Here is a 13309-nt window from a genome sequence, read left to right on the forward strand (position 1 = left end):
GGGGCCGCTCGGGTCAGGGGGTGGGCTTCGCGGTCGGCTGGCTCGGTGGGGCCGCCGCGCCGCACCAGATGCTGACCTCGTCGTTCCAGCGTGCCGGACCGTCCTCGGCCGGTTCCTGCCGACTGACCTTTCCACTGCGCCCGCTGCGGTAACTCGGGTAGAGCCCCTCCTCGACCAACTCTTCCGCTGCCTTGGCGCAGTCGTCGCCGACCACGTCCGGCACTTCGGCGGCCGGCGGTGGCCCGGCGATCTGCAGTTGAACCGTGGTACCCCGGGTCACCGGGGTGCCCACCGCCGGCGAGGCGCTCTCCACCCTGCGTCCGGTGCCGACGCCGAAGACCAGCCGCCAACCCAACCGCTGTTCGCGCAGCATCTCGCGCGCCTGGAGGAAGTCGGTCCCGACCACCGGGGGCACGGTCAGCCCGGTCCCCTTCGTCGCGGAGGCGGTCGTGCGGGGAGCGGACGGGGTGGTCCGGCCGGTGGTCGGTCGAGACGAGGTGGCCTCCTCGGTCGGTGTACCTGCCGTGGTGGCGACCGCCTGCGGGGTCCCCGGAGACTCGTCGTCCTCGCCGGCCAGCAGCCAACCGCCGGTCGCGCCGACCACGGCGAGGAGCACCGCGACCAGTCCGCCACCGAGCAACACGCCAGCTCGGCGGCCGTCACCGCCGTCCCGGCCACCGGAGGATTCCTGCCGACCCGTGTTCGCGTCCGTCATACCGTCCACCGCCTCATCACCGGCGACCGTACCGTTCGCCGCCCACCACGTTGTGCCGACGGTCCGTACCGGCGGGTCGCCGCGACTCGCCGCACCGACGACGGGACGTTACGCTGCCCGGCATGGCCAGACGGGGCTGGGGAGTATCGATCGCGACGGCGGTCGGGGTCGCTGCCGGCGCGGGCGCCGCGCAACTGGGCTTCGGCTACGGGCTCGGCGTCATCACCTGGACGCCCACCGAGGCCGGGGCCAACGGCACGGCCTGGGCCGACGGCCTCGCCTGGGCCACCTGGCTCGCCGCCAGCTCCACTGTGCTGGGAGCTGTCTGCGCGCAGCGACTGCACCAGCGTGCGACGCCCACGCCGACGACCGGCGCCGCAGCGGCGGACGAGGCTGACCTGCCGCAGTCGCCGGCGCTCACGCCGGGCCAACCGACCCGGGCCGAGGGCGCCGACGTGCCGCAGGATCGGCCGGTCATCGATCCGCAGGATCGGCCGGTCATCGATCGGGCCGAACCGGTGGCCGTCGAGCACCCCGGTCTGCTCCGCCGGCTGTCCCTGGCGCTCGGTGCCGGGCTCGGTGGACTGGTCACCGTACTGCTGGTCGCCGTACCGGCGCGGGTCGCCGCGGGCGCCGACACCGGCGCGCCGCAGCGGGTCGCGGCCCTGCACGCGGCGCTGGGAATCCTGATCGGCGTCCTCGTCGCGCTCTGGGCGCTGCGCTCCCGCACGGTCGCGGTGAACATCACCGCGACGGCCGCCTGGCTGTGGCTGCTCGCCGTGGTCTCGGTCATCGACGGTGTACGCGTCGGACGCGGGCTGACCGGTGCCCAACTCGGCACCTGGCAGCTCGACCCGGACCACGGGCGGTACTGGATCGGGGGCCAGATCTACTGGCCGGGCGCGCTGCTGGCACTCGTACCCGCGCTTCTGATCGGTGCCCTCGCCGCCCGCGGCGCCGCGCGTCCGGGCGGACACCGGGTGGGCGCGGCGGCCTCCGGTGCGGCCGGCCCGCTGCTCGTCGCGCTCGCCTACCTGACCACCGTGCCGAGGTGGGCGACCCCCGGCCCGGCACAGTTCTCGACCCAGCTCATCGCCCCGTACGCGGTGATCGCCGGGGTCGGCGGCTCGATACTGGTCGCCCGGCTCGCCGAGAGGGCCGGCCACCGACGGGCCGCCGACCGCCGTCCGACCGCCCCGGCCGCCGGTCCGGACGCCGCCTCGACGGGTGGGTCGGCGAACCCCAAGCTGACATCGGGCGACGTGTCCGACCCGACGTCGACCGCTCCGACCGGCCAACGCGAACCGGCGTCGGCCCCTCCGGCCGGCTCACCCGGCTCGACGTCGGCCCCTCCGGCGGACTTCACCCGGGCCGGAGGGCTCCCGACCGATCGGACGACGCCCACGAGAGAGGGCGTGGCGGACGCCGGGCGACCCGGACGCCGCGCCCGCTCGGTGACCGACGCCGCAGCCGGCACGGCAACCCGACGCGGCAGGACGCCGTCGGCACCGACAAGCCCGCGCGGGGACCAGCCCGCCGACGCGACCACCACCGCACCCCGCGTCCCGGCCCCACGCCCCAACCCCGACGCCGCGCCCCCAACCGACGCCCCAACCGACGCCCCAACCAACGCCCCAACCGCGCCCCGAGCCCGCCCACCCCGCCGCCCCACCACCTGACCCCACCGCCATCCACCTGTTGATCAAGAGGTTTGCGTCATCAGCGGCGCGATTTCTGACGCGAACCTCTTGATCAACCAGGCCCGGGGTGGGGTGGGGTGGTTACTGGACGGGCCAGGTGTGGACTGGTTCGTTGGTGCGTTGGAGTTCCGCGTAGCGCTTGACCATGTGGTGCAGGGCTGCCGGGCGGTCCATGCCGTGGTGGTGCTCCGCCGCCCAGACCGCCTCGGTCTGCCAGACGGAGCCGTTGCGACCGGTACGGCAGCGCTGCTCGATGATGCCGAGCAGCCGGTCCCGTTGCGCCGGCGCGACGCCGAAGCCGTCCAGTCCGGTCGCGGCGACGGGCAGCAACTGATCGAGTACGAGCTTGGTGACCGGCACGTCACCGACCCCGGGCCAGTGCAGCACGGCGTCCAGACCACGGCGGGCCGCCGAGTGGAAGTTCTCCTCGGCTGAGGAGAAGGTGAGCTGACTCCAGATCGGCCGGTCGGCCTCGGCCAGACCACGGACCAGTCCGAAGTAGAAGGCCGCGTTGGCCAGCATGTCCACCACGGTGGGACCGGCGGGCAGCACCCGGTTCTCCACCCGCAGGTGCGGGCGGCCGTTCATGATGTCGTAGACCGGGCGGTTCCAGCGGTAGACCGTGCCGTTGTGCAGCCGCAGCTCGCTGAGTTGGGGCACCCCGCCGGCGTGCAGCACCTCCACGGGGTCCTCGTCCTCGCAGATCGGCAGCAGTGGTGGGAAGTACCGGACGTTCTCCTCGAACAAGTCGAAGATCGAGGTGATCCACCGCTCGCCGAACCAGACCCGGGGGCGTACGCCCTGGGCCTTGAGTTCCTCCGGACGAGTGTCGGTGGCCTGCTTGAACAGGGCGATCCGGGTCTCGGCCCAGAGTTGGCGGCCGTAGAGGAAGGGCGAGTTCGCCCCGACCGCCACCTGCACTCCGGCGATGGCCTGGGACGCGTTCCAGTAGTCGGCGAAGCTGTCCGGCGCGACCTGGAGGTGGAACTGGAGACTCGTGCAGGCCGCCTCGGGGGCGATCGAGTCGGTGTGCGTCCGCAACTGCTCGACGCCACGGATGTCGAGTTCGATGGCCTCGCCCCGGGCGCCGACGATCTGGTCGTTGAGGACCCGGTAGCGCTCGTTGGTGGAGAGGTTGTCCTCGACCAGGTGCCCCTCGGTGAGGGTGGGCAGGATGCCGACCAGGACGATCTTCGCGTCGGACCTGGCGGCGCGCTCGTCGGCCCGGGAGAGGCTGCTACGCAGGTCGTGCTCGTAGTCGGCGAAACCGGCGCCCTCGATCAGCCGGGGCTCGGCGTTCAACTCCAGGTTGAACTGCCCCAGCTCGGTCTGGAAGAGCGGATCGGCGATCTCGGCGAGGATCTCCTCGTTGCGCATCGCCGGCTCGGCCGCCGAGTCGACCAGATTCAGCTCGATCTCGAGGCCGGTCATCGGCCGGTCGGCGTCGAACCCGAAGTCGTCGAGCATCAGGGCGAAGACGTCGAGGCACCGCCGGACCTTCTGCCGGTAGCGGACGCGGTCCTCCCGGGTGAAGGCGCCCTGCGAGACGTCCCTGCCCATGTGTCCTCCCGACAACCCGCGCGGTCGGGATTCTGCCGTCCCGGAAGCGCATTGTGAACCATCAACGGTAAGAGCGCTCGCCTGGCCGGGGCCAGAGGCCGACGACGGTGATCCGACGACGGCCGAGTGGATTCGCTCGTGGCGCCATCTCTACCCCGTCGCCAGCATGCCGGACCTCGCGGGGGCAAGAACAAGTCGTGACAATTCACACGCGCCCGGCACGGACGACACCGGGCCCGCGCCGACGTGCGGCGCGGGCCCGGTGTACGGGTGATCCGTGGGATCAGGCCTGGCGGACGGCCTCGCCCTCGATCTCGATCTTGATCTTCTTGCCGACCAGCACGCCGCCGGTCTCCAGGGCGACGTTCCAGGTCAGACCGAACTCCTCGCGGTCGATCTCGGTGCTCGCGGAGAAGCCAAAGATGTCCTGGCCAAACGGGCTGCGACCCACGCCCTCGAACTCGACCTCCAGCTCGACCGGACGGGTGACGCCCTTGACGGTCAGCTCACCGTCGAGCACGAACTCGTTGCCCTTGCGGGACTTGACGCCGGTGCTGCGGAACTCCAGGGTCGGGTACTGCTCCGCGTCGAGGAACTCGGGGCTGCGCAGGTGCGCGTCCCGGTCGTCCTGGGTGGTGTCGATGCTGGCGGCCTGGATGGTCGCGACGACCGAGGACTGCAGCGGGTCCTCGCTGACGGTGATGGTGGCGGTCGCCTCGTTGAACTCACCGCGGACCTTGCTCACCATCATGTGCCGGGCGACGAAGCCGACCCGCTTGTGCGCCGCGTCCAGCACGTAGGTGCCGGCCGCCGGGATGGTGAGACCGTCCCAGTCGCGGGTAACCGCGTCGATGCTGCTGGTCATGACTGGTGTCCTCCAGAGGATTGTTTAGTAGCCCAACGACTGCTTCAGCAAATATAACCGCAACAACATTCCCCGTGTCAAGGACTGGTAGGATTAACGAGTGACCAACGTGTTCGACGACCCCCGGATCACCGCGGTTGGCCTCCTGTACGAGGCCCACGCCGGGCTCTCAGCCCGGTTCGCCGCCCAACTCGAGGAGCACGGCCTCTCCCAGGTCGAGTTCGAGGTGATCACCCGACTGGCCCGCTCGCCCGGCAACCAGCTACGGATGACCGACCTCGCCGCACAGACCTCACTGTCCACCAGCGGCGTGACCCGGGTGGTGGACCGGATGGAACGCGACGGACTGCTCACCCGTCGAGCATGCCCGAACGACCGCCGTAGCTCGTATGCGGTGGTCACCGCGTCCGGAATGCAGCGGCTCGACGAGACACTGCCCGGGCACCTGCGGATCATCGAACAGTGGTTCACCGGCCAACTCGAACCCGAGGCCCTGGCGGCACTGCTCGACGGCCTGCGGCGGGTGCGGGACGCGGTCCATCCTGGCGCGACCGCCGGCAGTACCGAGCAGGAGACGGCCGACGACTGCGACCCGACCTGACCGTCGGCCCGCAAGATGGGCCTCCGGGCGGTACCGGCAGAAGGACCGGCAGAACTGACCCCAAAGACCGGACAAACCTCTTGAAAAACACCTTCTTCCCCGGCAACGGTGGCAGGCTTTCGCCCACCGGGGAATCACCGGGGGGTGACGGCGCGGGCGAACAGCGAGGGGTAGCACCAAGGGGGCTCTTCGCCCGCGCCACTCTCCATCCGGCGGTCCATCGACGCCGACCGGCCACCGCTCACCGTTCGGTGGCTCCACCCCGGGCGGCGATCAGCGCGTAGAGCAGCCCGGACTCCTGCGGCAGCAGTCGGATCCCGGTTTCCTCGCAGACCTGGTCCAGACGATCGAGGACCGTCGGATCTCCGGTGCTCGCGGCGAGGCCCACCAGCGCCTCCACGACGTCCCGGCGATCGTGACCGGCCTCGACGGCGGCCGCGAACCACTCGGCCGCCAACTCCCGATCACCCCGGTGCAGCGCCAGGTTCCCCTCGATCAGCGCGCAGATGCCCGCCTCCGGTCCGCTCCACGACAACACGCTGTCGTCCGACCGTGGTCGCGGCAGTCCGACCCGCTCCAACCACTGCCGCCCCGGCACGGCGACGGTCGCCTCGGCACCGCCGGCGCGCAGCTCGGTGAGCACCTCGGTCGCCTCGGCGGCACGGCCGTCCTGAGCCAGCGCCAGACCGACCGTGCCGAGCACCCGACGGCGATGTCCCGGGTCGCCCAGCTCGAACAACGCCGCCACCGCACGCCGCCCCTGGTCGACGGCGTCGGCGTACCGGCCCTCGAGGCGGGACACCTCGGCCCGGTTGGCCCAGGCCAGCACGCGCAACCGCTGCTCACCCCCCTCGGCCGCGAGCCGGTCCACGGCGGCCAGCCGCCGGCGTGCCGCCGCCAGGTCGCCGACGCGGATCTCGTGCCAGGCAAGGCTGTTCTGCGCCACCGCCAGATCACGCGTACGACCGTTGCGGGCGGCGAGCCGGAGCACCGCCTCGGCCTGATCCCGCGCCTCGTCGTGCCCGCCGACGGTGGTCAGCAGAGCACCGAGCACCCCGCGCGCCTCCAACTCGCCGGTCACGTCGCCCGAGTGTCGGAAGATCTCCAACGCGGCGCGTGCCGTGGGTAACTCTTCTGCCTCGGCACCGTGTTCGGCCGCGAGCCGTGCCATCCCGAGGCTGGCCCAGCCGCGCAGGATCGGGTCCGCGTCGGCGGTTCGCGGGTCGGCCAGCAGACGTCGCAGCCACTGCCGCCCGGCGACGTCCCGGCCCCGGAACCGCCACCAGCGGGGGAGGCAGGCGGCGAGCCGGAGCGCGGTCAGGGGGTCATCGGTGGCCGCGTGGGCGAGCGCGGAGCTGATATCGCTGCTCAGCTGGTCGAGCCGGTGCACCGCGTCGAGCATCCGTGGGCCGGCCAGGTCGGCGGCGGTCCGCGCCACGAGGCGGGCGGTCACCTCCGCGTGCCGACGCCGTACGCAGGTCAGCTCACCACCGCCGACCGCCTGCTCCACGGCGAAGTCACGGACCGCGTCGAGCAGGCGGAACCGGAACGGCCCGGTGCCGCGAACGCTCAGCAGGCCCAGCTCGACCAGGCGGTCCAGCACCGGGACCGGATCGATGGCGACGGTTCCGTCCCGGTCGGCCTCGTCGGCGAGCATCTCCTCGGCCATCTCCACCGACCACCGGTTGCCAAACATGGCGAGTCGCCGCAGCGCGTCGCGCTCGTGCGGCGCGAGCAGGCGGTAGCTGGTCGCCACCGCGTCCCGCAGGGTCACCGCCACCGCCGCCCGGGTGGCATCGGTGGCGTACGGACGGCGGGCGGCCGACTCCGGCCCGTCCCACCGGGCACGGGTCTCCTCGGTCGAGGTGGTCAGGTCGAGGACCCGGTCGCCGTACCGGTCGAGCAGTTCGGTGAGGTCGAGCAGCCGCCCCCGGGCGGCCATCAGCTCGATGGCCAGTGGCAGGCCACCCAGCCGGCGGACCAGGGCGGCCAGTGCTGGTAGCTCGTCGGGGCCGGGCGGTTCCCGACGGACCTGGGCGAGCCGTGCGATGAACAGCGCGACCGCTGGCCACGAGACGAGCGTGGCCGGACCGGATTGTTCGCCGTCCGGCGGTGGCACCTCGAGCGGGGCGACCGGCCAGACCCGTTCGCCGGGTAGCCCGACCGGATGCCGGCCGGTGACCAGCACCCGCAGCGACGGCAGTACGGTGCCCAACCGGTGCAGTGTCTCGGCCACCGGGCCGGGGGCGCGCTCGACGGCGTCCATGACCAGCAGCGCCCGCCGGCCGGCGAGGCGGGCGACCAGTTCCGGTAACCGGGCGGCGCCGAGGACGGTCATCGAGGCCGCGAGGACGTCCGGCCCGTCCGAACCCTCGCCGACCAGCACGCCGGCCACACCGCCCGGATGCGCCCGTGCCGCCGCGTGGGCCACGGCGAGCGCGAGCGCGGTCTTGCCGACCCCGGCCAGGCCGACGAGGCTGATCAGCCGTGGTCCGTGTTCCGCGGTCAGCATCGCGGCCAACTCGGTGACATCGCGATCGCGTCCGATCAGGGCGACCGGCGGCGGAAGGGCGACCGGCGCGTCGACTCGGGTGGCTTGCGCCGACGCGACGCCGACCGCGCCCGGGCCGACATCCGACGGCGGCTCGCCGCCGACAGGGCCACGGGCCGTGGCCAGGAATGCCGCCCGGACGGCACCGGTCAACCCCAACGCCGTGGCGAGCAGATCGACGGTGGTGCGCTGTGGCCGGACCGACCGGCCACGCTCCAGGTCCCGCACCGTCCGCACACCGACTCGGGCACGGGACGCCAGTTCCGCCTGGGTCAGACCGGCGGCGCGCCGGTGCGCACGGAGCAGCTCCGGCAGCCCGGTACGACCGGCCGGGCTCCGCGACCACCCATGATCCGGAGTCATGGGCACGAAGAGTACGGTTCGCCTCCGACCATCGGCAGTCGAACGTCGTCCTGCCGACGTCCGCTCGCCGATAATCCGACAGCCGAGGGGTCGATCGACGGGGAGTGGTCGGTAACCCCCGTGATCGCCCGAGGGGTGGGATCAGAGGCCCAGATCGCGGGCGATGATCATGCGTTGCACCTCGCTGGTGCCCTCGCCGATCTCCAGGATCTTGGAGTCCCGCCAGAACCGGGCGACCGGGTACTCGTTCATGAATCCGTAGCCGCCGTGGATCTGGGTGGCCTCCCGGGCGTTGTCCACCGCGATCGTGCTCGCGTGCAGCTTCGCGATGGCGGCCTGCCGCTTGAACGGCTCGCCGGCAAGCATCCGGGCGGCGGCGTCGTAGTAGGCCAGGCGCGCGGTGTGCGCCTTCAGCTCCATGTCCGCGATCTTGAACTGGATGGCCTGGTTGTCGCCGATCGGCCGGCCGAAGGCGTGCCGCTCCTTGGCGTACTTGATGGACTCGTCGACGCAGCCCTGGGCGAGGCCGACAGCCAACGCGGCGATCGCGATCCGGCCCTCGTCGAGGATCCGCAGAAACTGTGCGAAGCCCCGTCCGCGCGCACCGAGCAGGTTGGCCGCCGGCACCCGGCAGTCGTCGAAGGTCAGCTCGTGGGTGTCCGAGGCGGTCCAACCGACCTTGGAGTAACCCGGAGCCACCGTGAATCCGGGCGTGCCGGTGGGCACGATGATCGTCGACAGCTCCTTGGAGCCGTCCGGCTTGGTGCCGGTCACCGCCGTGACGGTCACCATGGCCGTGATGTCGGTGCCCGAGTTGGTGATGAACGCCTTCGCGCCGTTGATCACCCACTCGTCGCCGTCCAGCACGGCCCGCGTCTGGGTGCCGCCGGCGTCGGAACCGGTGCCCGGCTCGGTGAGGCCGAAGCCGGCCAGGGCCTCCCCGCTGAGCAGCCGGGGCAGCCAGGTCGCCTTCTGCTCCTCGGTGCCGAAGCGGTAGATCGGCATCGCGCCGAGCGAGACGGCCGCCTCCAACGTGATAGCCACGCTGGAGTCGACCCGGGCCAACTCCTCCAGGGCCAGGCACAGCGCGAAGTAGTCGCCGCCCATCCCGCCGTGCTCCTCGTCGAAGGGCAGGCCGAACAGGCCCATCTTGGCCATCTGCCGGATCACCTCGTACGGGAAGGTGTGCCGCTCGTAGTGCTCGGCGATCACCGGGGCAACCACCTCGCGGGCGAAGTCCCGCACGCTCTCCCGCAGCGCCGCTTGTTCGTCGGTGAGCCGGAAGTCCATCTCGATCCTCCTACTGGGCGGGCCGCCCGGCGCTCGTGACGCGGAAGCGGCTGAAGCGTTAGGAAGGGCCCCCTCCTATACCCCAGGCGTTAAGTAGGGGCCCTTCCTTGCGGGTCAGACGGGGGTGACGCCGTGGCGGCGTCGGGAGAAGGTGCGGTCCTTGGTGCGGGCCGCCGCGAACCGGCGGACCAGCTCGTCGCGCAGGTCGTGCGGCTCGACGATGGCGTCCACCACCAGCTCGCTGGCGAGCCGGACGACGTCGATGTCCTGCTCGTACTCGGCCCGTTTGGCGGCCACGAAGGCGGCCCGCTCGTCCGCGTCCTCGATCGCCGCGATCTTGTTGGCGTAGACGGCGTTCACGGCGGCCTCGGCGCCCATCACCGCGATCTTGGCGCTGGGCAGCGCGATCGTCGCGTCCGGCTCGAAGCCGGGGCCGGCCATCGCGTACAGGCCCGCGCCGTACGCCTTGCGGACGACCACGCAGATCTTCGGCACGGTCGCCTCGGAGATCGCGGTGATCATCTTGGCGCCGTGCCGGATGATGCCCTGCTTCTCCACCGCGCTGCCCACCATGAAGCCGGGCACGTCACTGAGGAACAGCAGCGGCACGTTGAACGCGTCGCAGAGCTGCACGAACCGGGTGGCTTTGTCGGCCGAGTCGACGAAGAGCACGCCGCCCTTGAACATCGAGTTGTTGCCGAGCACGCCGACGACCTGGCCGTCGAGGCGGCCGAAGCCGATGGTCAGCTCCTTGGCCCACAGTGCCTGGATCTCGAAGAAGGAACCCTCGTCGAGCAGGCCCTTGACGTACCGTCGCATGTCGAACGCCTGCCGCTCGCTGGCCGGCACCAGCGCGGCCAGGTCGGCCTTCGCGGGCGCGGCGACCGCCGGCGCGGCCGGCGGCGCCTGGGTCCAGTTCGCCGGCAGGTACGACAGGTAGGTCTTCACCACGTCGAGCGCGTCGGCCTCGGTCTTGCAGAGGAAGTGCCCGACGCCGGACTCGGCGGTGTGCACCTTGGCCCCGCCCATCGCCTCCAGGGTGGTCTTCTCCCCGGTGACCATCTCGACCATCCGGTCGGACCCGAGATACATGCTGGCGTTGCCGTCGACCATCGCCACCACGTCGCAGAACGCCGGGATGTACGCCCCTCCGGCGGCGCTCGGGCCGAACAGCGCGCAGACCTGCGGGATCGAGCCGGAGGCGCGGACCTGGTTCCAGAAGATCTTGCCGGCCCCACGGCGGCCGGGGAAGAGGTCGACCTGGTCGGTGATCCGGGCGCCGGCCGAGTCGACCAGGTAGACCATCGGGACGCCGGCCCCGTAGGCCCGCTCGATGATCCGGATGATCTTCTCGACGGTACGGGCGCCCCAACTGCCGGCCTTCACGGTGGAGTCGTTGGCCATCAGGCAGACCTGCCGGCCGTCGATCGTGGCGGTGCCGGTGACCACGCCGTCGGCCGGCAGGCCGTCGGCGAGCGCGTTGGCGTAGAGGCCGTCCTCGACGAAGGAGCCCTCGTCGACGAGGAGCGCGACGCGTTCGCGGGCGAAGAGCTTGCCCTTGGCCTCGTTGGCCGCGTGGTACTTGTCCGCGCCACCGGACCGGGCCCGCTTGCGCAGTTGTTCCAGCGCCTCACCGTCGAGCGTCACGCCGACTCCCTCGCCCGTGCTGACCTGAACGATCGTTAGGCTATCGCATCCGCGCACCCTCCGGCGACCCATGCCGCGCCGACGCTCCTTCGAACGAAACATTGAAATCTATTAATCTCTGTGGATAGGCTCCTGGCACCCCCTCCCGGATAAGGAGTCAGCGATGACCTCACGACTCAGTCGGCTCGCCGTCGCGTTGGTCGCGACGGCAGGTGCCACGCTCGGCGTCACGGTCGCCAACCCCGCGCCCGCGTCCGCCGCGATGACCATCTGCTACAACACCAGCCAGGCAGGCGCCTACGCGGGCACCGCCAACCAGGCCGCCTCGATCTGGAACAACGCCACCGTCAACCTGACGCTCTCCGCGAACTGCGGCTCCAACCTGCGGATCTACCAGATCACCGGCGGCGGCTCGTACGCCGTGCGGACCAGCCTCGGCAACGGCCGGGTCTACATCGACACCCAGCAGGCGGCGCAGTACAGCCCGCTGCGGATCATGACCCACGAGATCGGGCACATCCTCGGTCTGCCGGACAACTACAACGGCAACTGCGCGATCCTGATGTCCGGCGGCAGCGCCGGCACCAGCTGCACCAACCCGTACCCGAGCAGCGCCGAGGCGAACCGGGTGAGCAACCTGTTCGCCGGTACGTTCAGCGCGACCGACCGCAGCGCGGACATCTTCCGCGACAGCTGGCCGTCGGCGCTCACCACGGTGGGCTGACCGAACCGCGCACCACGAAGGGGCCGGCAGTTCGCCGGCCCCTTCCGCGCGTTCTCAGCTCGGCATCGGCGTCAGTCGCGTACGCGGGCCGGCCCGCAGCACACCGGACGGCAGCGTCTTGCCGAGCAGTTCCTCGGCCAACTCGGCCACCTCGATCAGGGCGTCCAGGTCGATGCCGGTGTCGATGCCCATGTCGTGCAGCATGTGCACCGCCTCCTCCGTCGCCAGGTTGCCACTCGCACCCGGCGCATACGGGCAGCCACCGAGACCGCCGACGCTCGCGTCGAACTCGGTCACCCCCAGCTCCAGCGCGGTCAGCAGGTTGGCCAGCGCCGTACCCCGGGTGTTGTGGAAGTGCAGCAGCACCGGCACGTGCGCGTTGCGGTCGCGTACCGCGGTCAGCAGCTCACGGACCCGACGCGGCGTGCCCATGCCGGTCGTGTCGCCGAAGGCCACCCGGTCCGCGCCGTCGCGGACGACCCGGTCGACGATGCCGGCGACACGGCGCGGGTCGACGTCCCCCTCGTACGGGCACCCGAAGCTGGTCGCCACGATCACCTCGACCCGCGCGGAGGCCCCGTGCAGAAGGTCGATCAGCTCGGCGATGTCGTCCAGCGACTCGTCGGTCGAGCGGTTGACGTTGCGGCGGTTGTGCGTGTCGCTGGCCGACACCACCACCTCGATCTCGGTGAAGCCGGCGGCCAGGGCCCGCTGGGCGCCCCGGGTGTTCGGCACCAGCGCCGAATACCGCACCCCGTCGACCTTCGCCGCCCGCCGCCACACCTCGTCGGCGTCGGCCATCTGCGGAATCGCCCTGGGGTGCACGAACGACACCGCCTCGATCCGGCGTACGCCGGTGGCGGAGAGCGCGTCGAGCAGTCGCACCTTGGCGTCGGCGGGGATGGGCTCTTCGTTCTGCAATCCGTCCCGCGGCCCAACCTCACGGATCGACACGGAGTTTGGCAGTTCCGCCATGGGGTCACCTCACTGTCTGCCCTGGTGGGGCAACGGTAGCGACATCGGCCCGGATAACCGCCAGCGCCGAGGACGGTACGGACACGGTGTGCGATGGCTCTCCGCCGAGGTGGGCCGTCCAGCCAGCACCGGACCACCCTTCGGCGGATGAATCAGGCCAGAAGGATGCCATCACCGGCGGCGGCATGGAACTGCGGGCGGTCGGGTGGCTACGTTGGTGCCGGCGGGACGGCGGGGCCAGCCATCGGCTCGACCCCACCGTCTGGACGCCTCCGGTGGTCAGCGCTGCGACGGTCCTTCCAAGAGCTCCGCAGCGCA

10 protein-coding genes are annotated in these 13309 nt (G+C 71.6%); 3 read left to right on the top strand and 7 right to left on the bottom strand.

Going from position 1 to position 13309, the window contains the following annotated elements; all coding sequences use genetic code 11:
* Nucleotides 1-13: 13 nt before the first annotated feature.
* On the bottom strand, nucleotides 14-715 hold the full coding sequence (locus AB0B55_RS12425) for a PASTA domain-containing protein (RefSeq protein ID WP_357129411.1): 702 nt from the start codon (nucleotides 713-715) through the stop codon (nucleotides 14-16).
* A 122-nt stretch (nucleotides 716-837) separates the two neighbouring features.
* Here AB0B55_RS12425 and AB0B55_RS12430 point away from each other — a divergent pair, with 122 nt between their 5' ends.
* Complete coding sequence (locus AB0B55_RS12430) at nucleotides 838-2394, top strand: hypothetical protein (protein ID WP_357171722.1); 1557 nt, start codon at nucleotides 838-840, stop codon at nucleotides 2392-2394.
* 102 nt (nucleotides 2395-2496) lie between these two features.
* Here AB0B55_RS12430 and AB0B55_RS12435 read toward each other — a convergent pair whose 3' ends face one another.
* Both AB0B55_RS12435 and AB0B55_RS12440 read right to left on the bottom strand, forming a co-directional pair.
* A complete protein-coding gene (locus AB0B55_RS12435) occupies nucleotides 2497-3975 on the bottom strand; it encodes a glutamate--cysteine ligase (protein ID WP_357129405.1) in 1479 nt (492 codons plus the stop codon).
* A 283-nt stretch (nucleotides 3976-4258) separates the two neighbouring features.
* A complete protein-coding gene (locus AB0B55_RS12440) occupies nucleotides 4259-4840 on the bottom strand; it encodes a YceI family protein (protein WP_357129402.1) in 582 nt (193 codons plus the stop codon).
* A 100-nt stretch (nucleotides 4841-4940) separates the two neighbouring features.
* On the opposite strand from AB0B55_RS12440, the gene AB0B55_RS12445 reads away from it, so the two are divergent.
* The gene (locus AB0B55_RS12445; RefSeq protein WP_355048531.1) at nucleotides 4941-5441 is read left to right on the top strand and encodes a MarR family transcriptional regulator; all 501 of its coding nucleotides are present in this window, start codon (nucleotides 4941-4943) and stop codon (nucleotides 5439-5441) included.
* Between the two features lie 241 nt (nucleotides 5442-5682).
* Here the strand turns inward: AB0B55_RS12445 and AB0B55_RS12450 are convergent, their stop codons facing one another.
* The 3 genes from AB0B55_RS12450 to AB0B55_RS12460 all read right to left on the bottom strand — a co-directional run bounded on the left by AB0B55_RS12450 (nucleotide 5683) and on the right by AB0B55_RS12460 (nucleotide 11292).
* The gene (locus AB0B55_RS12450) at nucleotides 5683-8355 is read right to left on the bottom strand and encodes a helix-turn-helix domain-containing protein (RefSeq protein ID WP_357129398.1); all 2673 of its coding nucleotides are present in this window, start codon (nucleotides 8353-8355) and stop codon (nucleotides 5683-5685) included.
* 141 nt (nucleotides 8356-8496) lie between these two features.
* The gene (locus tag AB0B55_RS12455; protein ID WP_357171724.1) at nucleotides 8497-9645 is read right to left on the bottom strand and encodes an acyl-CoA dehydrogenase family protein; all 1149 of its coding nucleotides are present in this window, start codon (nucleotides 9643-9645) and stop codon (nucleotides 8497-8499) included.
* A 114-nt stretch (nucleotides 9646-9759) separates the two neighbouring features.
* Nucleotides 9760-11292: an acyl-CoA carboxylase subunit beta gene (locus AB0B55_RS12460; RefSeq protein WP_357129390.1), complete on the bottom strand. Its 1533-nt coding sequence runs from the start codon at nucleotides 11290-11292 to the stop codon at nucleotides 9760-9762.
* Between the two features lie 163 nt (nucleotides 11293-11455).
* On the opposite strand from AB0B55_RS12460, the gene AB0B55_RS12465 reads away from it, so the two are divergent.
* A complete protein-coding gene (locus AB0B55_RS12465; protein WP_357129387.1) occupies nucleotides 11456-12016 on the top strand; it encodes a snapalysin family zinc-dependent metalloprotease in 561 nt (186 codons plus the stop codon).
* Nucleotides 12017-12070: 54 nt separating this feature from the next.
* Here the strand turns inward: AB0B55_RS12465 and AB0B55_RS12470 are convergent, their stop codons facing one another.
* On the bottom strand, nucleotides 12071-12991 hold the full coding sequence (locus AB0B55_RS12470) for a hydroxymethylglutaryl-CoA lyase (protein WP_357129384.1): 921 nt from the start codon (nucleotides 12989-12991) through the stop codon (nucleotides 12071-12073).
* Nucleotides 12992-13309 lie beyond the last annotated feature (318 nt).

The organism is Micromonospora sp. NPDC049107 (genome assembly GCF_040648595.1).
In the GTDB taxonomy this organism is placed as follows: Bacteria; Actinomycetota; Actinomycetes; order Mycobacteriales; family Micromonosporaceae; genus Micromonospora.

Coding starts and splice junctions, on each gene's coding strand:
- AB0B55_RS12435 (WP_357129405.1), bottom strand. CDS start 3,975: ATGGGCAGGGACGTCTCGCAGGGCGCCTTCACCCGGGAGGACCGCGTC.
- AB0B55_RS12450 (WP_357129398.1), bottom strand. CDS start 8,355: ATGACTCCGGATCATGGGTGGTCGCGGAGCCCGGCCGGTCGTACCGGG.
- AB0B55_RS12430 (WP_357171722.1), top strand. CDS start 838: ATGGCCAGACGGGGCTGGGGAGTATCGATCGCGACGGCGGTCGGGGTC.
- AB0B55_RS12440 (WP_357129402.1), bottom strand. CDS start 4,840: ATGACCAGCAGCATCGACGCGGTTACCCGCGACTGGGACGGTCTCACC.
- AB0B55_RS12425 (WP_357129411.1), bottom strand. CDS start 715: ATGACGGACGCGAACACGGGTCGGCAGGAATCCTCCGGTGGCCGGGAC.
- AB0B55_RS12465 (WP_357129387.1), top strand. CDS start 11,456: ATGACCTCACGACTCAGTCGGCTCGCCGTCGCGTTGGTCGCGACGGCA.
- AB0B55_RS12470 (WP_357129384.1), bottom strand. CDS start 12,991: ATGGCGGAACTGCCAAACTCCGTGTCGATCCGTGAGGTTGGGCCGCGG.
- AB0B55_RS12455 (WP_357171724.1), bottom strand. CDS start 9,645: ATGGACTTCCGGCTCACCGACGAACAAGCGGCGCTGCGGGAGAGCGTG.